A 19,947-nucleotide genomic window follows, 5' to 3' on the forward strand; every position below is an offset into this window, starting at 1 on the left:
GTGGGTAAAAATAAAGGGGAGCCGACACTATGTGTGAAGGCATGCCAAGAAAATATTTGATTTTACAATCTGGTATTGTTTATCCTGACTTTTACTTTGATAATATTGCTCATTAACTGCTTACTTAGATTAATTAGTACCCCGCTACGGAGTCATCCCCTCGTATATCTGCCACTGCTTCCCTTTTTCCTCCGTTGACAATCCTCACTGCTTCGGTGCGGCCGATGCTTGGGCGCTCCTGGATATGGTACCCCATAGCTTCGAGTTCCTGCCTGGTGGTGGCAATAAACTCTTTCTCTACATATACTTCATCGGGTAACCACTGGTGATGGAATTTTGGTTTGTTGATGGCATCGGAAAGGGTCATATTGAAATCCACCAGGTTCACCAGGGCCTGGTATACAGAAGTAGGGATAGTGGTTCCGCCCGGGGTTCCGATGGTGAGGTAAGGCTTATTGTCTTTCATCATCAGCGTAGGAGTCATGGAGCTCAGCATGCGTTTGCCGGGCGCAATGGCATTGGCTTCGCCGCCCACGGCGCCGTACATATTGGGCACACCGGGCTTGACGCTGAAATCATCCATTTCATTGTTGAGGAGAAATCCTGCGCCACCTACTACTGTTTTGCAACCGTAACCTCCATTGAGGGTAGTGGTAACCGATACCAGGTTACCATCGGCGTCAATCACACTGAGGTGCGTGGTCTCTTCGCTTTCTTTGATGATGCCGGGTTTTACATGCACACTCTGGCCGGCTTTTTCAGGCTGATAATCGGCCATTCGTTGTGTGAGATAAGCATCGCTTGTTAAAGTACTCACCGGTACTTTCCAAAAATCGGGATCGCCCATGTGTTCGGCCCTGTCGGCATAAGCCCTGCGTTCTGCTTCTATCATCAACTGCACCGATTTAGCCGATTGAAAGCCCATGTTCTTCACGGAATATTTTTCAATCATCTTCAGCATCTGCGCCAGCAAAATACCACCGCTGCTGGGTGGCGCAAAACTGATGATACGGTGTCCGCGGTATTCAAACTTCAGTGGCTCCCTCAATTTGGCAGTATAGTTTTTCAGGTCTTCGAGTTGAATGATGCCATTGCCCCGTTGCATTTCTTCTACGATCAGTTGCGCGGTCTCCCCTTCATAAAAACCTTTGGCGCCGTTTTTTTGTATGCGCCTGAGTGTAGCCGCCAGCTCTTTCTGCACCAGCGTGTCCCCGGCCTTCCATTTCACAGGCTTTACAAAAACTGTAGGCTTTGTATTGTATTTGATAAAAGATTCGCGCGAATTATTCAGGTTATTGGCTTCTCTTTCCGTGATCACAAAGCCTTTCTCTGCCAGGTCGATCGCCGGTTGGATCAGTTGTCTGAATGGCAGGCGTGCATAAGTGAGCGACGCAAATAAACCAGCGATGGTACCCGGGATACCCGAGGCAAGGTGTCCGTTTTGTGAAAGTGATACCTGTGCATTTCCATTTTTATCGAGGTACATATCCCTGCTGGCTCTGGAAGGGGCCGCTTCGCGGTAGTCGAGTCCAATGAGTTCTCCATTAGTTCTTCTCGCCAGTAAAAAACCACCACCGCCAATATTACCTGCACCCGGATATACCACGGCCAGCGCCAGCTGCGTGGCAATGGCCGCATCAAATGCATTGCCGCCCCGTTTCAGCATCGCGGCGCCTACCTGGCTGGCCAAAGGATGGGCGCTGGATACCGCTCCGTGGCTATAAACAGCATTTTTTACGATGGTGTACTTGTAAGGGTTTACCGCTTTAGAAGGACCTACGATAGAAGGAACGGGTTGGGCGGATAGTCCGCACAACAGCATTGCGGCGATAAAGGTTAGATTGGCTTTTTTCACGATAGGAAATTAAGAACTATTTGACAATCCGGCAACAGGCATTGGATGAATGGTTTGATCTGATACTGAATTCTTTGTTACATTTATCCATAATTACGCTTCGCTTATGATAAGATACATCGCTGCATGTTTATTGACACTTCTTTCGCTTACGCTTCGGGCGCAAAGTTTGCAAAGTCCCGAACAATTCCTGGGTTATAAGATAGGAACGCATTATACCCCGCACTATAAGATCGTCAATTATTTTAAAGCGGTTGCACAGGCCAGTCCGGCTGCTGTGAAAATACAGACATACGGACAAACCAATGAAGGCCGTGAGCTGATGCTGGCATTTATTGGAACGCCTGAAAATATCCGGCAACTGGATGCCATACGCATCAACAACCTGCGAATGGCAGGCATTGATCAATCAGGAACAGTCAATACCGCTATGCCTGCGATCGTATGGCTGAGTTACAATGTGCATGGCAATGAACCTTCTTCTTCCGAGGCGGCCATGCTCACCCTGTATGCGTTGGTTGATCCCTCCAACAAACAAACCAAAGAATGGCTGCGCAATACGTTGGTAGTGATCGACCCTTGCATCAACCCCGATGGCCGCGACCGCTATGTGAACTGGTTCAACTCGGTAGTGGGGGCGCATTTCAATGCAGACCCGCAATCGCGCGAACATGCAGAGCCATGGCCCGGAGGAAGGAGCAATCATTATAATTTCGATCTCAACCGCGACTGGGCCTGGCAAACACAGGTAGAGACCCAGCAGCGCGTAAAACAATACAATGCATGGTTGCCCCAGGTGCATGTTGATTTTCATGAACAGGGATACAACCAGCCTTATTATTTTGCGCCTGCCGCCGAACCTTTTCATGATGTGATTACACAGTGGCAGCGCGACTTTCAGGTGATGATCGGTAAAAACAATGCCGGTTATTTCGATCAGAACGGATGGTTGTTCTTTACCAAAGAGCGATTCGATCTGTTGTATCCTTCTTATGGAGATACGTATCCTATTTACAATGGAGCCATCGGCATGACCTTTGAACAAGGCGGGCACAGCAGGGGCGGACTGGCTGTTGTGAATGCCAGCGGTGATACGCTTACGCTGGTAGACCGTGCTATGCACCATTATACAACGGGACTGTCTACAATAGAAACTGCCTCGCGTAACAAAGACAGGTTATTGGAAGAGTACCAGAAATTTTATGCAGATAGCCGCAATGGCAAGGTTGGTGAATACAAGACCTATGTGCTCACTTCAAAGGATGAACATAAGCTGGAGGCTGTTGCTGCATTGTTGAAGAAAAATGGAATTGAGTTTGGCGGACTGAGCAATACTTCTTTCAGAGGATTTCATTACCTGAACGGTAAGGAAGAGGCATTTCAGAACCAGGGGCATTACCTGGCCATCAGCGCGTTCCAACCCCATGCCGTAATGGCGAAGGTTTTACTGGAGCCCAGGACAACTGTAGTAGACTCCAATACTTATGATATCACTGCATGGAGCATTCCTTATGCTTATGGTGTAGACGCATATGCGACGAAAGAAAAGCTCGAAGTGAAATCTTCGGAAAGGGTAGTAATTGCTGATGTTGCCGGGATGAGTGCGGCTTATGGTGCTTTGATACCGTATACTTCGTTCAACGCTGCTCAAGTGCTGGCACATCTTTTACAAAACGATATCAAAGTACGGTTCTCTGAGAAAGCCTTTGATTATAAAGGGAAACATTATGAACCCGGCACATTGATTGTGTTGAAAACAAGTAATCCTGCCAACTGGAACAAAGTAGTGGATGAGGCTTGCAGGGAATATCGTATTACACCCGATGAGGTAACCACTGGTTTTATGGATAAGGGCGCCGATTTTGGTTCGCCTGAGATCAAGATCATCAATGCTGCTCCCAAAGTGGCATTGTTAACCGGTGAACAGGTTTCCTCATTGGGCGCAGGCGAAGTATGGCATTTCTTTGAGCGGATGTTGAATTATCCTATCACACTATTGAATGCAAATGAATTCAACAGGCTCAGCTTGCGCAATTACAATGTGCTGATCATCCCGGATGGCTTTTACAGAAGCCTGAATGATAAAGGCGCCATGGATAAACTGAAAGAGTTTGTAAGAAACGGGGGTAAAGTCATTGCTATAGAAAATGCGGTATCTATATTGGCAGGAGCGGACTGGGGCATTAAACTGAAGGAGGACAAGCCGGCCGACGATTCCGCGCATATCAAAAAATATGGAGACCGTTTGCGCGAATCATTGAGCAACAGCATACCTGGCGCTATTTATAAACTGGAGCTGGACAACAGCCATCCATTGGGTTTTGGGTATCCCGACTATTATTTTACCATCAGGCAGGATAACAACCTGTTTGAGTTTATGAAAGATGGCTGGAATGTAGGTGTTCTTAAGAAAGATGCTTATGTGACAGGTTTTGCAGGAGTTAAGGTGAAAAATAAAATGAAAGATGGTCTGGTATTTGGCGTGCAGGATATGGGTAATGGAACCGTGGTATACCTGGCCGACGATCCTTTGTTCAGGAATTTCTGGGAAGCAGGAAAATTACTGTTCACGAATGCAGTGTTCCTGGTAGGACAATAAATTGATACATGATGAGTAAACGCTGGTTGATTTTGCTGGCAGGATGGTGTACTGCTATCATCGCGGGCGCACAGACGCCCGCTACGTATAACAGTGCAGATATTTACCTGCAATTGAAAAAGTTGAAAGTGCTGGGCACTGTATTGTATGTAGCGGCGCATCCCGATGATGAGAACAATTCTTTATTACCCTATCTCGCTAAAGAGAAATTGTATCGCACGGCTTACTTGAGTCTAACTCGTGGTGAAGGCGGACAAAACCTGATTGGTAGCGAGCAGGGAGTGGAGCTGGGCCTGATCCGTACGCAAGAACTATTGGCGGCCCGGCGAATAGATGGTGCGGAGCAATATTTTTCCAGGGCTTATGAGTTTGGTTTCAGTAAGCATGCCGAAGAAGCCCTGCGTTTGTGGGATAGTGATAAAGTATTGGGAGATATTGTGTGGACGATCCGTAAACTGCAACCCGATGTGATCATCACGCGTTTTCCAGGTGATGCGAGGGCCGGTCACGGTCACCATGCGGCATCTTCCATACTGGCCAACCAGGCATTTAAAGCAGCGGCGGACAGTGCACGTTTTCCTGAACAGTTCAAACTAGATCCTGCGCTCAAACCCTGGCAGGCCAAACGCATAGTTTGGAATACCTACAATTTTGGCAATATCAATACAACTGCCGGCGATCAATTGCAAATGGAAGTGGGTGCTTATGATCCTTTGCTGGGTGTGAGCGCCGGCGACCTGGGCGGAGAAGCGCGCAGCATGCATAAAAGCCAGGGAGAGGGCCGGCCATGGCGTAAAGGAAAACTGTATGAATATTTTGCTACAACCGGTGGCGAAGCGCCGCAACATGAATTGATGGATGGAGTAGTGACTGATTGGACGAGGGTCAGCGGTGGCGACAAGATACAAACGCAAATTGATGCTATCATCGCACATTATCAGTTCACTTCGCCGGAAACATCTGTGCCTGCATTGGTGGCATTGTACAAGCAAATGCTGAAAATACTGCGACCGAATAGCGATGTCATCATTAGGCAGAAGATAGATGAAGTAAAAGAATTGATCCTGCATTGTGCCGGACTTTACATGGAAGCCACTACACAGCAAGAAACAGTATTGTCGAGCGATACGGTTGTAGTGAACTGCTTTGTGAATAAGAGAAATAATGCCAATGCTTTGATCTATGGTATTTGGGTAAATAATAATGTACAGGATACGGTGTTGCAACAATCCCTGGAAACCAACCAGAATTATAATTACCCGATAAAAATAACGCCGGGTAATATGGTTGCATTGTCCACTCAACCTTACTGGTTGCTAAAACAGCGACAGAAAGAAGGCATGTTTGAAGTGCCTGACGAACGCCTGATTGGTAAAGCCTGGAATGACGCGGCATTCAACGCCGTATTCAAACTGGAAATAGAAGGCGTTTCTTTCTTTGTAACTGTTCCCGTGCAATACAAATACACCGATCCAACAAAAGGTGAGCTGTATCAGCCATTCGTAATGGCACCACACATGGAACTGTATTTGAGTCCCGATGTGGCTTTGCTAAATGTAAAAGACCAGCATGGCAAACAACTGGCCGATTCCATGGTGCATGTTGTGTACAGGCCCAATTTTTCGGCCAAGGCAGTACCCGCTACTTTATATGTGATGCAGAACAAAGTGCATACCATTTTTCAGGACCAGCTATCTGATCTTGAAAAGGGGAAACGATATGTAGTGGATGTTCCGGTAAAGCAGGTATACGATACCACTAAAGGACGATATATAGAAGGCGCTGTAGAGATACAGCTTGGTAATAAAAAAATGACTTTCTCTGATTTTTTCAAATCGATTGAATACCCGCATATTCCCAATATGCATTACTTCTTCAGGGACCATGTGAAGTTTGTGAATGAAGAAGTGAAAATAACGGGTAAAAAAATCGGCTATATACCTGGTTCAGGAGATGCCATTCCGGATGCATTGATACAAATGGGGTTTGAAGTGAAGCAATTGAGTGATGCAGATATCACCGGCGAGAACCTGAAACAATTCGACGCGATCATTACCGGTGTGCGTGCTTATAACCTGCACGAATACCTTTCTAATAAATATGATGTGCTGATGCATTATGTTGAACAGGGTGGCAACTTGATTGTGCAATACGTACGTAATATGCAGACAGGAAATAACAGGGCCCGGATTGCTCCTTATGCTTTCACCGTGAACACCGGTTCAAGGGTAACCGAAGAAGAAGCGCCTGTTCATTTCTTACTGCCGGAACATCCTGTTTTAAATTACCCGAATAAAATTACAAAAGCGGATTTCGAAGGTTGGATACAGGAAAGGAGCACTTACCAGGCCGATCAGCACGACGAACATTATGAAGCGCCGTTAGGCATGCATGATCAGGGTGAAAAAGAGTCGAATGGCAGCCTGATCACAGCTAAATATGGCAAGGGTAATTTTGCTTATGTGAGCCTGGTGCTGTTCAGGCAACTGCCGGCAGGTGTACCTGGTGCTTACAGGCTGCTGGCAAATTTAATAGCTTTGCCTAAAAACAAATAAACATGCATCCGCGGAGAAGAATAGGTGTTGTTACTATATTGTTGATCGGACTGGCATTGGGATATGCCATTAAAAATGTGAAGGTCGGGCTGATCATTGGGTTGGGACTCGGATTGCTGGCGGGTGGCTTGCTGAGCAGTAAAAGATGAACCATTGAAAGATCAAAATAAAATACCGCTCTTTTCAACCTGGCGCCGCTGGTACATTTTTGTGCTGGCCGTGCTGGTATTACTGATTATTTTTTTCGGGTGGTTCACTAAATATTTTTCATGAGCAGACTCGATTGGGTTGTACTAACGGTTACCTTACTGGTGATTATTGTGTATGGCTTGTATAAGAGCCGTACCACTAAGAACCTGGAAGGATATTTTTTGAATAACCGTACCATGCCCTGGTACCTGGTGCTGCTGAGCATTATGGGTACACAGGCCAGTGCCATTACTTTCCTTTCTGCACCCGGACAAGCATTTACCGATGGTATGCGGTTCGTGCAATATTATTTCGGATTGCCCATTGCCATGGTAGTGTTGTGTGTGACGTTTGTGCCTTTGTTCAACCGGCTCAAACTGTTTACGGCCTACGAGTTCCTGGAGAAGCGCTTCGACCTGAAAACGCGATTGTTCACTTCTTTCCTGTTCCTGCTTTCGCGCGGGTTATCAACGGGCATCAGCATTTATGCGCCTTCCATCATCCTTTCCTCTTTGATGGGCTGGGATATTTTCTGGACCAATATTGTTATGGGTGGCGTACTCATCGTTTACACGGTTACAGGTGGAGCCAAGGCGGTAGCCTATACACAGCAATTGCAATTGCTCATTATTTTTTCGGGCATGTTTGTGGCAGGTTATCTCATTGTGCATAACCTGCCCGAAGGGGTGGGGTTAAAAGAAGCGCTCAAAGTAAGCGGTGCATCGGGAAAGCTGAATGTAATCACTACGGGTGTTGCCGGTAATGGGTTCGACTGGAAAGACAAGTACAATATCATCAGCGGCGTGATAGGCGGTTTTTTCCTGGCGCTTTCTTATTTCGGTACCGATCAATCCCAGGTGGGGCGCTACCTCACCGCTAAGAATACTACTGAAAGCAGGCTGGGGCTGCTCATGAACGGGTTGGTAAAAGTGCCTATGCAGTTCCTGATCTTATTGCTGGGCGCTTTGTTGTTTACTTTTTACCAATTCCATCCTTCGCCTGTTTTTTTTAACCAGGCTGTGGAAGACCGTGCCCTGGAAACACCTTACCGCGATTCATTGATGCAGTTGAAAGACCAGTACGAGAGCAAGCAGGTGGTACAGCAGCAATGGAGTGCAGCCTATGCTGCAGGCGGACAGGATTTTTACAAAGACAGCTTGCATACCGGTACCCAAAAAATGGAGAACATACGGCAGCAATACCGCGATGTGGTGAAAAAAGCAGTGCCGGGCGCAGACACCAACGATACCAACTATATTTTCCTGCGGTTTGTGGTGGACTTCCTGCCCAAAGGATTGGTGGGGCTGTTGATTGCCATTATTTTCCTGGCGGCCTGGGGCTCTATCGCTGCCGCGCTGAATGCACTGGCTTCCTGTACGATGGTTGATTTTCATTTGCGTTTAAAAGGAGAACAATACAATCGCGATAACCGGTTGCAAAGTGAAAAAGAATATCGCCTATCCAAATGGTACACGCTGTTATGGGGCATATTCTGTGTGATTACGGCCGAGTTCGCTACGGGCATGGGAAGCCTGATAGAGGCGGTAAATGTGCTGGGCTCTTTATTTTATGGTGTGATATTGGGCATATTCCTGGTGGCATTTTACATGAAAAAGATACAGGGACCGGCAGTGTTCCTGGCAGCCATTGTGGGAGAGTTGCTGGTGATCGTTTTCTTCCTGCTCGACCGTTACAATATCATCGGTCTTGGGTTCCTGTGGCTGAACGTGCTGGGCACGCTGGCTGTGGTGGCGTTGGCTTACCTGTTCAGTCTTTTGACTAAAAGATAATACAGCCGATCATGTGGGGTTGGCATAACAATTGGTAACTTCATGGGATGAAGCAATCGTACCAAATGGTAGACTGGGCCAGGGGGGCTAATGTATATGAAGTGAACATAAGGCAGTACACACCCGAAGGCAGTTTTGCAGCATTTGGACAACACCTTCCGCGGCTGCGCGATATGGGCGTGGAAATAGTATGGTTGATGCCCGTTACACCCATCAGCCTGAAAGAAAGGCAGGGTGCGTTGGGCAGTTATTATGCATGCAGCAGTTATACAGCTGTTAATCCTGAATTCGGTACGTTGGATGATCTGAAAAACCTGGTGATGCAGGCGCATCAATTGGGTATGAAGCTTATCATCGATTGGGTGGCCAATCATACCGGATGGGATCATCATTGGACTGCCGAACACCCGGAATGGTATGTAAAGGATGGCAAAGGCAATTTTACCGAAAGAAACGGTTGGCACGATGTGATTGACCTGGATTATACTTCGAGTGCCATGCGGTCCGCCATGATCGATGCCATGAAATATTGGATACAGACCTGCGATATTGATGGTTTCCGTTGCGATATGGCCCACCTGGTTCCGCTTGATTTCTGGATAGAAGCAAAGCAGCAATGCGAATCGTTGAAACATTTGTATTGGCTGGGCGAATGTGAGCAGCCGGCTTATCACGTAGTGTTCAATACCAGTTATGCCTGGTCTTGGATGCATGCTTCGGAAAAGTTACAAAAGCAGCCGGATGGGTTGAATGAAGTGATGAATGTACTGCACAGTTATTCGCAATATCCGGCAGGAGCTACTAAACTTTTCTTTACCAGCAACCACGATGAAAACAGCTGGAATGGAACAGAATATGAAAAGTACGGACCAACTGCGCAGGCATGGGCTGTGTTCAGTTGCACCTGGCCCGATGGCATGCCGTTGATCTACAGCGGACAGGAGAGTCCCAGTAAGAAACGGTTGCAATTCTTCGACAAGGACCTCATCGAATGGCGCCACCCCTTGCAGATGGAATCGTTTTACAATGTGCTGTTGTCTTTCCGCAAAGAGAATCCGGCCATCAGGGAAGGGGAGACGTTTATCCTTCCGTCGGAACACAACAACCAGTTGATGTCTTACCTGCGCAGAAAAGGAAACGATGTAGTATTGATACTGCTCAACGTATCGTACGATAATAAGCTGAAAATAGAAGTAACACACGATTGGCTGAAAGGCCGCTTCAGGAACCTGTTTTCACAAATGATCTTCAACTTCGATGGCCGGGAAGATTTTGAGATCCAGGCCGGGGAATATATGATATATGAAAGCGTCAATTGATTCTTTCCCTAATTTAGCGTCAAAACTCATCAAACAATGAAATTATTCTCCCGCTTTGCTACAGGATTGTTGTTGATCCTGGCTGCGATTACAGGTTTTGCATCAAATGGCAGAAAAGCTGCTGCCAGGTCTTATTACCAGATCAAAGTATACCGGATGAAGAGCCAGGAACAAATGGCGATGGTGAATGCTTATCTCAAAGATGCATTCATTCCCGCCTTACACCGTTATGGCATTGCCAAAGTGGGAGCTTTTACTTTTGTTGGAAACGATACGGCTGCTGAAAAGAGTTTGTATGTTTTTATTCCTTTGCGTTCTCCTGCTCAGTTGGTGGAGATAGACGAGAAGCTTAGCAAAGATGCCGCCTACCAAAAAGACGGAGCAGCTTACCTGAATGCAGCGTTCAATGCACCGGCTTATACACGGATGGAATCGATATTGCTGTATGCTTTCAACGATATGCCCGGCTACCAGGCGCCTGACCTGAAAGGTGAACAGGCTGAACGCATCTATGAACTTCGCAGCTATGAATCGGCCACAGAGCAACTCCATAAAGGTAAAGTGCGCATGTTCAATGAAGGTGGGGAGATCCCTTTATTCAAGCGCCTGGGCTTCAATGCTGTATTTTATGCGCAGGTAATATCTGGCAGCCACATGCCCAATCTCATGTACATGACCAGTTTCGATAACCGCGCTGAAAGAGATGCACACTGGAAAACTTTCGGTGCCGATCCTGAATGGAAGCGATTGTCGGCATTGCCGGAGTACAAGAATACGGTATCGAAAATCGATATTGTATTCCTGCATCCTACGGCTTATTCGGAATTATAAGTGTATTGGCAGGTCCCTCGGCTCGCTTTGCTCGCTCGGGATGACGATCAAAAAAATTATGATCTACAGGTAGGCTAGGGCTTGATAATGGCCCAGCCTTCTGCTTCACGGATGATCAGCTCGCCATTGGCGCTGGGTACGATGCCGATGAAATCATATAATTGATCGCGGCTGATCTTTCTTTCCTTCAATGTATTGCCGCATTGTGCCACAATCACGCCCTTAGCTACCAGGGCTTTCAGCTCGTTCTCGTATTTGCTGCCCTTCATATAAGCTTCGGTACCGCCGGCAAAAGCCACCAGTTCAATTTGCAGTTTTCCTTGCAGGCGCGGGTCTTGCAATACGTTGTTGATGTTGCGCAAGGCTTTCTCAATCACTTTAGGTTCATTACTGTCCAACTGATAAATGGCACGGTAAGATTTTTTCGTAGCGCTGGCTCCGCTGAACGAATAATTTTTTTCAAGAACAGCATCTTTCGATTGGGCCATTGTCATGGTGCCAATGAGCAGTGATCCGAACAATACTAAAAACGATTTTATCATGTCTTTTTTATGAAGGCTGTAATATACGGCCGTTTCTCATTACTGCCGTGGTTTATTCCATCAATAAACAGTAATTTAGAGGGTATCCAACTTAATACCATACTATGAATTCCCGACGCGATTTCCTGCAAAAGCTTACGGGTTCCGCCCTTGCTTTTTCACTCCTGCCACGATATGCCCATAGCGGTATACTGCATACCCATACTTATGAAGGCCCTGTGTTGAGGGTAGCATTGATGGGACTGGGTAGCTATGCCACAAGGGTAGCAGAGGCCATGCAGGCCTGCCAGAAAGCCAAAATAACCGGGTTGATCAGCGGAACGCCCGCCAAACTCAAAACATGGCAAGGAAAATACCAGGTGCCTGATCAGAATTGCTATAACTACGAAACCTTCGATGCAATCAGAAATAATCCTGATATCGATGCAGTATATGTGCTAACGCCCAACGCACTTCATCACGACGAAGTGATCAGGGTGGCAAAAACAGGTAAGCATGTTATTTGTGAAAAGCCCATGGGGTTGAATGCCAAAGAAGGAGCAGAAATGGTTGCGGCTTGCAAAGCGGCAGGCGTGCAACTATTGGTAGGGTATCGTATGCATTTTGAGCCGAATACGCTCGAGATCATCCGTATGCGCAATGAAGGAGCGTTTGGTAAGATCAAATTCTTCCAGGGGTTGAGTGGTTTCCGCATTGGCGATCCGAAGCAATGGCGATTGAATAAACAACTTGCGGGCGGCGGCTCATTGATGGATATAGGCATTTATTCCATCAACGGCGCCCGGTATATGACAGGTGAAGAACCGTTATGGGTTACGGCACAGGAAACCAAGACCGATCCGGTAAAATTCAAAGAAGACGTAGATGAAACCATCCAGTTCCAGCTGGGCTTTCCCAGTGGCGCTGTGGCCTCCTGCCTGTCTACCTACAGCATGAATTACCTGGATCGTTTTTTCCTGGATGGAGAAAATGGTTTTGCCGAACTGCAACCGGCTACCAATTACGGACCGATCAAAGGACGCACACACAAAGGAGAATTGAACTATCCGCATATAGCGCACCAGACAAGGCAAATGGAAGAGATGTCTGATATCCTGTTAACAGGCAAACAACCCATCGTACCCATTGATGGGGGAGAAGCGGTGAAAGACCTGAAGATCATCGATGCCATTTACCAGGCTACTCGAACCGGGAAAAAAGTGGATCTGTCTGCACTATAATTTGAGGAACCATTTTTTTCTGTATAAAAAATATAAGACAGTGAATTGGATCAAAGCCACGCCTGTCCATACCAGGGCCTGGCTATAAGGTGCAGGTGCCATCTTGATCAATCCTCCGAACAGAAAACGGGAGCTGTATTCGAAATTCACCAGGCCATGCACGGCCATGTATATCAGGATGGAATTGGTGCCCATCCATACGAAGGGCATGCACCATTTTTGATATCCACACACATCTATGATAAAATAAAACAGGGATAATAATAACAGGCTCCATCCACCTGTATAGCATACAAAAGAACTGGTCCATAGTTTTTTGTTGATGGGGAATGCCAGGTTCCAAAGCAGTGCGGTCAATATTAATAAGATGCCTGCTACCAATAAACGCAGCGCTTTGTTTTGCGCAGTCCATTTTTCACTGCGCAGGAAACCGCCCGTGAACATCCCCAGCATGGCAGTGCCAATGGCAGGTATGGTAGAAAGCAAGCCTTCCGGATCAGTAACCACGCGATACAACCTGCCTGGCAGCAACAGCCTGTCGATATAGGATGCAAGACTCCCTTCCGGCGTGAGTACACCAGCGCCATAACCAGGAACGGGTATCCAGCTCATCATTGCCCAGTAACCCAATAGGAGTCCGCACAGCCAATAGATTTGCCTGCGCAGGGAATTGTTCAGGTAGATCAGCGCCGCAAAAAAGCAACTCAATGCAATACGGCCCAACACACTGGCGAATCGGGTATTGGCATATCCATTCCATTCGAGTGCTCTGTTCACTACCATGCCCAGTAAGATCAGAATAAGGGTACGTTTGATAAGCGAACGATAAATGTTTTTCCGCGCAGCAGCTTGGTTGATCCCCGCTTTCTGCAGTTGATTGCTGAATGAGTAATGCATACTAACCCCGGCAATAAAAATGAACAGGGGAAAAATAAGGTCATAGAAAGTGAAGCCATTCCATACCGTGTGAACCAACTGGTTACTAATCCCTACAAAGATTTTTTCAATGCCGTTGAGTGTGTCATTCACTTGGATCTGTTCGGTTTCTGCGTTCTGTACCAGGCCGTGTTGTTTCATAATGGCCGATGCAATGCCATGAAAGATACCTTCGCCGCTAACGATCCAGAACATATCAAAACCGCGCAGGGCATCCAGTGAAAGTAATCTTCCGCTAAGTGGATTTTTATTTGTTGATGAGTGATTGGGTAAAACGTTTGGCATATTGTTGGTTTTAGAAGAAATGCGTACGGGCTGTTGTAAAAAAACTTTGCCCCGGACGCACCGGGACAAAGATAAGGCTGCTCACTGACAGCGGTTGTTCAATTGCAGGGTTTTGAACCAGTTTGCTACCTGTTACCTGTTTAGAACTTCAATGTTGAAGGGAGGTATTTGGCAATAAGGGCTTCGTAATAAGGACGTAGTTTTTCTCAATCCGGCGGCTCGGGGTTTTTCGAATAAAGGTCATACGGATTGAACAATTGTACCCAAGGCAGCATTTTTTGATCATGTTCATCGAGCAGGTGGCTGTATTCATTTTCACGATGCCATGCATAAAACGAGTGATAACGCAGCATGTACAGTCCTTCTTCCGGCAGGTGGTCTTTCATCATCTGGTACACGTATTCATCGTGCCCCCAGCTCATCTTTACATTCCTTAATCCGCAATGGGGTTCGTAAACGCCGTATTGCGTATTGTACTGACTGTTGTTGTAATCGGGGTTGTATTTGAAAAATTCAGGATATACCACTTTATCCGAGTAAGCACAGCCAACAGGGAAAGTATCTCCTACAACCGCCCATTGCGGTTCACCAAACAGGCATAATACTTTACCCATATCGTGCATTAAACCAACCAATACCATCCAATCGGGATGCCCGTCACGCCTGATGGCTTCTGATGTTTGCAGCAGGTGCTGGAATTGGTCAAGATCGGTATCGGGATCTGAGTCGTCTACCAATTGATTTAAAAACTGGAATGCATCCCATACCGACATTTCCTTGCGGTTGAATTTTAAAAAATCTTCCCGCTTCTGTACTACAAAATCATAGGTCTGATAGGTATGATTCAATTTGTAAAATTCCCGTACCGTATCTCTTTCGGGGGCTTCGTAATTGCGATAGGCCTCGGTGCTTTTAGAGGTGGCGATGGATTCCGGATCAGGGTATCGGCGCAGTACGTCGTCTTCCCACTGATCGAGGCTGGTTAATGGGCTGGCATTCGTAGTGCTCATAGGGTGCGGTTTTCGTTATGGAGCCAGTACTAAATTGTTGTTTTTTGGGTGAAAAAATGACATTTATACGCGTATTTATTTACGAAACCGGTTTCGTAAAACGGTGTGTTGAGATGGTGAGGCAACGAAAAATTGGTTACATTTCATCATAGATACTTCCTTTTCCATATCAAGGATTATTCAACATTCTTAATATAATTGCGTTGAACAGTACTACCATTAAGCAACTGGCAAAAGAATTGAACTTGTCTGTGGGTTCCGTTTCCAAAGCCTTGAAAGACAGCCACGAGATCAGCAGCGAGACCAAACAAAAAGTATTGGCCCTGGCTGCCAAATATCATTATACGCCCAACCCTTATGCCAGTAGTCTCCGTAAACGAAAAAGCAAAACCATTGCAGTAGTGCTGCCCGAAGTGGCGGATAGTTTTTTTTCGCAGGCCATTAACGGTATTGAATCCGTTGCGCAAGCCAAAGGGTATCATGTACTGATCTATCTTTCCCATGAAGATTTCAAAAGAGAAGAACAAATCCTTTCTGCCTTCAGAAGTGGCCGCGTAGATGGTATTCTGATTTCTGTTTCGGAAGAAACTTCGCGGGTAGATCATATAAAGGAAGTGCTTGCAGCAGGTATTCCCGTGGTTTTTTTCGACCGGGTCTTCGATGATATTGAAGCTGCTAAAATCTCTACCAACGATTTTGAAGGCGCTTATGAAGCCACGCGTTGTTTGCTGGAACGGGGTTGTAAAAAGATCAGTTTTTTATCCATCGCCGCCAACCTGTCCATCACTTCGAAAAGGGTGCAGGGTTTTCGAAAAGCATTGCAGGATGCTCACATAGGCGCGACAGATGCAGATGTATTGCTTTGCAGTAACGATATGGAGCAGAACTGCGCATTGATCAGGCAATTGCTGGAGCAAAGGGATAAACCGGATGGCATCATTGCATCTGTTGAAAAACTGGTCACTCCTGTTTACCTGGTGAGTAAACAGCTTGGTGTAGCTATACCTGATGACCTGAAAATCATTGGTTTTACCAACCTGCATTCCGCATCTATCCTCGAACCTTCTCTGACCACAGTTACGCAGCCGGCTTTTGAAATAGGGAAGACTGCCGCTACCGTTCTTTTTAAAGGGTTGGAGGAAAAACACTTTGCGTTGTCTGCACAGACTATTACGATACCTTCCATGCTGGTTGAACGGGCCTCTACGCGAGGTAGGTTATTAGACTCTGTTTGAATATCTTCCAACTGTCCGGCGGCCTCCACCAGCAGAAGGGACGCTCTGGACTACGATCAGATCGTTTTCATTAGTAGCCGGATCATTTCCGCACTATCGACAGAAACCAGCGCACGCTCGGCAAAAACCAGCGCACACTCGACAAAAAATAGTGCGCGCTCCACAAAAAATAGCACACGCTCGGCAAAAAATAGTGTGCGCTCCACAAAAAATAGCGCACGCTCGGCAAAAAATAGTGTGCGCGCCACAAAAAATAGTGCACGCTCGGCAAAAAATAGTGTGCGCTCCACAAAAAACAGCGCACGCTCGGCAAAAAATAGTGTGCGCTCCACAAAAAACAGTGCACGCTCGGCAAAAAATAGTGTGCGCTCCACAAAAAACAGCGCACGCTCGGCAAAAAACAGTGTGCGCGCCACAAAAAACAGCGCACGCCCCGCAAAAACCAGCACACGCTCGACAAAATTCTCCTATCAGCCGAGGGGCGTACCAAAACTGGTGCGGCCCTTTCTTTTCTATGGACGTTCATGTGCGGGCGTATTGCGTATGGAAAGCTTCTATACGGTCTTTGATCGGAAGGCTCCAGGAACTTAACAGCATTACATCTGTAATACTTTTACCTTGTAAATCGAATATTTAATGTTATTTTTGCAAGGATGATAAAACGATTAGCACAATCAGAAATTGCTGAATTGCTGGAAGAATTTCCAGTGGTAGCTATTCTTGGGCCCCGCCAGGTTGGGAAAACAACCCTTGCTGAGGAGATTGCAGCTTCAATGAGCCCGGAGCCCATTTATCTCGATCTGGAAAGGCCCTCCGAAGCAGCGCGGCTGAATGAGCCGGAAGAATATTTTGAACTGCACAAAGGAAAGCTGATCATTCTTGATGAAGTGCAGCGTGTTCCTGAACTTTTTCAAATCCTACGAGGTGTGATAGACCGCCGCAGGCGGGAAGGTCTCAGGAAGGCCCAATTCCTTATTTTAGGGTCATCTTCATTGGAGCTTTTGAAACAATCATCAGAAAGCCTGGCTGGCCGGATTGCATACAAAGAGTTGTCTGGTTTTACAGTCGCCGAAATTGATCACAAAAAATCAAAAGATATTGACCGTTTATGGTTGCGTGGCGGATTTCCTGATAGTTTCCTTTCAAAGAATGACGAAGCCAGCTTACGATGGCGGTTAAATTTTATCAGTACTTACCTGGAGCGGGATGTGCCCCAGTTCGGCCCCAGGATACCGGCTGTTATGTTGCGCAAGCTTTGGACCATGTTGGCCCACAGCCAGGGTGGGCAGCTAAATATTGCGCAGCTCGGAAACAACCTTGATGTAACTGCCCCAACTGCCAAACGGTACATTGAATTGCTGGAAGATTTACTATTGATCCGCACCCTTCAACCCTGGTCTGGCAATGTAGGTAAGCGACTGGTTAAAGCGCCAAAAGTATATATCCGCGACAGTGGGTTGACGCATGCCCTGCTTAACCTAACAACATTTGACGACCTGTTAGGACATCCCGTTGTTGGAGCCAGTTGGGAGGGATTTATTGTTGAAAACCTCTTGTCATGCTTGCCCGCAGGTATAACAGCATGGTTTTATCGCACGGCCGCCGGCGCTGAAATTGACCTGGTGATTGAAAGGAATAGTACGGAGAGATATGCGATTGAAATCAAACGTTCCCAAGCCCCATCAGTTTCAAAAGGATTTCACCTGGGTTGTGAAGATATTGCAGCTACAAAACGGTTTATTGTTTACCCGGGTAAAGAGCGTTTTCCGGTGACGAAGGAAATTATTGCAATTCCCTTGTTGGGTATGATGAATGAGTTGAGGGATATTGTATCTTAGTTCTTACACAGCCGGAAGGACAACAAAGAGAAACGCAGGGGCGTTGTGATTTGCTTTCAAAATGTATTGTATCTTAGTTCTTACACAGCATTGATCAAAAGCAACAACAACAAGCGAGTGTTGTGATTTGCTTTCAAAATGTATTGTATCTTAGTTCTTACACAGCCCACGTTGGATCAGTTGAAAACGCAATGGTGTTGTGATTTGCTTTCAAAATGTATTGTATCTTAGTTCTTACACAGCTGAGGGAAAAGATACAAAAAGTGAGTTTCAGTTGTGATTTGCTTTCAAAATGTATTGTATCTTAGTTCTTACACAGCAAATCCTTTGCATTGGCAAGATGGCCGATAGTTGTGATTTGCTTTCAAAATGTATTGTATCTTAGTTCTTACACAGCAGCGCAAAGCGATTATCACTGATGCAAAGCGTTGTGATTTGCTTTCAAAATGTATTGTATCTTAGTTCTTACACAGCAAGCATCCCACGCGGCCAAAGCCCAACGCAGTTGTGATTTGCTTTCAAAATGTATTGTATCTTAGTTCTTACACAGCAAATACTTCTTCCTTACCATCTTTCTCCTTGTTGTGATTTGCTTTCAAAATGTATTGTATCTTAGTTCTTACACAGCTGGATAACAGCAACACCTTCACTTGTAATAGTTGTGATTTGCTTTCAAAATGTATTGTATCTTAGTTCTTACACAGCTATTTGGTTCTCATTCACATACATTATACCGTTGTGATTTGCTTTCAAAATGTATTGTATCTTAGTTCTTACACAGCGTACCTTACAGTGTTATTAGTACCAATTCCGTTGTGATTTGCTTTCAAAATGTATTGTATCTTAGTTCTTACACAGCAAAGGTCTATACGGTTTATCTCAACATCTTGTTGTGATTTGCTTTCAAAATGTATTGTATCTTAGTTCTTACACAGCATTCCTGCTTCAAGGTCCTTTGGGAAGAGGGTTGTGATTTGCTTTCAAAATGTATTGTATCTTAGTTCTTACACAGCATAACCCTTAATGGTCCAGATAGAAGAGGAGTTGTGATTTGCTTTCAAAATGTATTGTATCTTAGTTCTTACACAGCACGGATCGAAATGGCAGCTCTCTGTGAGCAGTTGTGATTTGCTTTCAAAATGTATTGTATCTTAGTTCTTACACAGCATTTGCTGAAGCAGAAAAAAGCTTGCGCCGGTTGTGATTTGCTTTCAAAATGTATTGTATCTTAGTTCTTACACAGCGCGATTTGCTGGACTAGGCGCCTGACTGGGTTGTGATTTGCTTTCAAAATGTATTGTATCTTAGTTCTTACACAGCAAGGCCGCCTTTAGTTACATGGCCTTCCACGTTGTGATTTGCTTTCAAAATGTATTGTATCTTAGTTCTTACACAGCTATTTAGCAACAGCATATTTCTGCCATCCAGTTGTGATTTGCTTTCAAAATGTATTGTATCTTAGTTCTTACACAGCTTCACTTGCCTGATTACCCGAACTAGATGTGTTGTGATTTGCTTTCAAAATGTATTGTATCTTAGTTCTTACACAGCCCGCCTTAGACAACACTTTCTTACCAGTCTGTTGTGATTTGCTTTCAAAATGTATTGTATCTTAGTTCTTACACAGCAAATAGTATCGGTAGGGAACCGCACTACTGTTGTGATTTGCTTTCAAAATGTATTGTATCTTAGTTCTTACACAGCTCCGTTGGATAATAATATGACCAATGACTGGTTGTGATT

General features: G+C 45.8%; 14 protein-coding genes. 9 read left to right on the forward strand and 5 right to left on the reverse strand.

Annotated features, from left to right (window positions below; all coding sequences use genetic code 11):
• Positions 1-133: 133 nt before the first annotated feature.
• Positions 134-1,855 (reverse strand): gamma-glutamyltransferase, encoded by a 1,722-nt coding sequence (gene ggt, locus SEDOR53_RS0110375; protein WP_232214759.1) that lies wholly within the window; start codon positions 1,853-1,855, stop codon positions 134-136.
• A 106-nt stretch (positions 1,856-1,961) separates the two neighbouring features.
• Here ggt and SEDOR53_RS0110380 point away from each other — a divergent pair, with 106 nt between their 5' ends.
• The 6 genes from SEDOR53_RS0110380 (at position 1,962) to SEDOR53_RS0110410 (ending at position 11,138) form a co-directional block, all read left to right on the forward strand.
• A complete protein-coding gene (locus SEDOR53_RS0110380; protein WP_026769665.1) occupies positions 1,962-4,454 on the forward strand; it encodes a M14 family metallopeptidase in 2,493 nt (830 codons plus the stop codon).
• A gap of 8 nt (positions 4,455-4,462) precedes the next feature.
• Positions 4,463-7,009 carry a PIG-L family deacetylase gene (locus SEDOR53_RS0110385; protein ID WP_026769666.1) on the forward strand — a complete coding sequence of 849 codons (2,547 nt, stop codon included), beginning with the start codon at positions 4,463-4,465 and terminating at the stop codon, positions 7,007-7,009.
• Positions 7,010-7,011: 2 nt separating this feature from the next.
• The gene (locus SEDOR53_RS19090; RefSeq protein ID WP_157576771.1) at positions 7,012-7,158 is read left to right on the forward strand and encodes a hypothetical protein; all 147 of its coding nucleotides are present in this window, start codon (positions 7,012-7,014) and stop codon (positions 7,156-7,158) included.
• A 120-nt stretch (positions 7,159-7,278) separates the two neighbouring features.
• Positions 7,279-8,988, forward strand: a complete 1,710-nt coding sequence (locus SEDOR53_RS0110400) for a sodium:solute symporter (RefSeq protein WP_026769667.1) — start codon at positions 7,279-7,281, stop codon at positions 8,986-8,988.
• Positions 8,989-9,035: 47 nt separating this feature from the next.
• Positions 9,036-10,307: an alpha-amylase family glycosyl hydrolase gene (locus tag SEDOR53_RS0110405; protein ID WP_026769668.1), complete on the forward strand. Its 1,272-nt coding sequence runs from the start codon at positions 9,036-9,038 to the stop codon at positions 10,305-10,307.
• Between the two features lie 36 nt (positions 10,308-10,343).
• Positions 10,344-11,138 (forward strand): NIPSNAP family protein, encoded by a 795-nt coding sequence (locus SEDOR53_RS0110410; protein WP_026769669.1) that lies wholly within the window; start codon positions 10,344-10,346, stop codon positions 11,136-11,138.
• Between the two features lie 74 nt (positions 11,139-11,212).
• Here the strand turns inward: SEDOR53_RS0110410 and SEDOR53_RS0110415 are convergent, their stop codons facing one another.
• Positions 11,213-11,680 carry a DsrE family protein gene (locus tag SEDOR53_RS0110415; protein WP_037361041.1) on the reverse strand — a complete coding sequence of 156 codons (468 nt, stop codon included), beginning with the start codon at positions 11,678-11,680 and terminating at the stop codon, positions 11,213-11,215.
• 104 nt (positions 11,681-11,784) lie between these two features.
• On the opposite strand from SEDOR53_RS0110415, the gene SEDOR53_RS0110420 reads away from it, so the two are divergent.
• Positions 11,785-12,900: a Gfo/Idh/MocA family protein gene (locus SEDOR53_RS0110420; protein WP_026769671.1), complete on the forward strand. Its 1,116-nt coding sequence runs from the start codon at positions 11,785-11,787 to the stop codon at positions 12,898-12,900.
• On the opposite strand, the gene SEDOR53_RS0110425 is transcribed toward SEDOR53_RS0110420, so the two are convergent.
• Both SEDOR53_RS0110425 and SEDOR53_RS17730 read right to left on the reverse strand, forming a co-directional pair.
• Positions 12,895-14,121 carry an acyltransferase family protein gene (locus tag SEDOR53_RS0110425; protein WP_026769672.1) on the reverse strand — a complete coding sequence of 409 codons (1,227 nt, stop codon included), beginning with the start codon at positions 14,119-14,121 and terminating at the stop codon, positions 12,895-12,897. The two genes, SEDOR53_RS0110420 and SEDOR53_RS0110425, sit on opposite strands and share 6 nt — an antisense overlap.
• 206 nt (positions 14,122-14,327) lie before the next feature.
• A complete protein-coding gene (locus SEDOR53_RS17730) occupies positions 14,328-15,131 on the reverse strand; it encodes an inositol oxygenase (RefSeq protein WP_232214760.1) in 804 nt (267 codons plus the stop codon).
• Between the two features lie 203 nt (positions 15,132-15,334).
• On the opposite strand from SEDOR53_RS17730, the gene SEDOR53_RS0110435 reads away from it, so the two are divergent.
• Positions 15,335-16,366, forward strand: coding sequence for a LacI family DNA-binding transcriptional regulator (locus SEDOR53_RS0110435; RefSeq protein WP_026769673.1), 1,032 nt, complete (start codon positions 15,335-15,337; stop codon positions 16,364-16,366).
• A gap of 56 nt (positions 16,367-16,422) precedes the next feature.
• Here SEDOR53_RS0110435 and SEDOR53_RS19095 read toward each other — a convergent pair whose 3' ends face one another.
• Positions 16,423-16,815, reverse strand: a complete 393-nt coding sequence (locus tag SEDOR53_RS19095; protein WP_026769674.1) for a hypothetical protein — start codon at positions 16,813-16,815, stop codon at positions 16,423-16,425.
• Positions 16,816-17,019: 204 nt separating this feature from the next.
• Here SEDOR53_RS19095 and SEDOR53_RS0110445 point away from each other — a divergent pair, with 204 nt between their 5' ends.
• Complete coding sequence (locus SEDOR53_RS0110445) at positions 17,020-18,204, forward strand: ATP-binding protein (protein WP_026769675.1); 1,185 nt, start codon at positions 17,020-17,022, stop codon at positions 18,202-18,204.
• The last annotated feature ends 1,743 nt before the right edge of the window (positions 18,205-19,947 follow it).

The organism is Asinibacterium sp. OR53 (genome assembly GCF_000515315.1).
Taxonomy (GTDB): Bacteria; Bacteroidota; Bacteroidia; order Chitinophagales; family Chitinophagaceae; genus Sediminibacterium.

Excerpts from the sequence above, each read along its gene's own strand:
- SEDOR53_RS0110405 (WP_026769668.1), top strand. The coding sequence starts at position 9,036 with ATGAAGCAATCGTACCAAATGGTAGACTGGGCCAGGGGGGCTAATGTA.
- SEDOR53_RS0110445 (WP_026769675.1), top strand. The coding sequence starts at position 17,020 with ATGATAAAACGATTAGCACAATCAGAAATTGCTGAATTGCTGGAAGAA.
- SEDOR53_RS0110380 (WP_026769665.1), top strand. The coding sequence starts at position 1,962 with ATGATAAGATACATCGCTGCATGTTTATTGACACTTCTTTCGCTTACG.
- SEDOR53_RS0110385 (WP_026769666.1), top strand. The coding sequence starts at position 4,463 with ATGATGAGTAAACGCTGGTTGATTTTGCTGGCAGGATGGTGTACTGCT.
- SEDOR53_RS17730 (WP_232214760.1), bottom strand. The coding sequence starts at position 15,131 with ATGAGCACTACGAATGCCAGCCCATTAACCAGCCTCGATCAGTGGGAA.
- SEDOR53_RS19090 (WP_157576771.1), top strand. The coding sequence starts at position 7,012 with ATGCATCCGCGGAGAAGAATAGGTGTTGTTACTATATTGTTGATCGGA.
- SEDOR53_RS0110410 (WP_026769669.1), top strand. The coding sequence starts at position 10,344 with ATGAAATTATTCTCCCGCTTTGCTACAGGATTGTTGTTGATCCTGGCT.
- SEDOR53_RS0110400 (WP_026769667.1), top strand. The coding sequence starts at position 7,279 with ATGAGCAGACTCGATTGGGTTGTACTAACGGTTACCTTACTGGTGATT.
- SEDOR53_RS0110420 (WP_026769671.1), top strand. The coding sequence starts at position 11,785 with ATGAATTCCCGACGCGATTTCCTGCAAAAGCTTACGGGTTCCGCCCTT.
- SEDOR53_RS0110425 (WP_026769672.1), bottom strand. The coding sequence starts at position 14,121 with ATGCCAAACGTTTTACCCAATCACTCATCAACAAATAAAAATCCACTT.
- SEDOR53_RS0110415 (WP_037361041.1), bottom strand. The coding sequence starts at position 11,680 with ATGATAAAATCGTTTTTAGTATTGTTCGGATCACTGCTCATTGGCACC.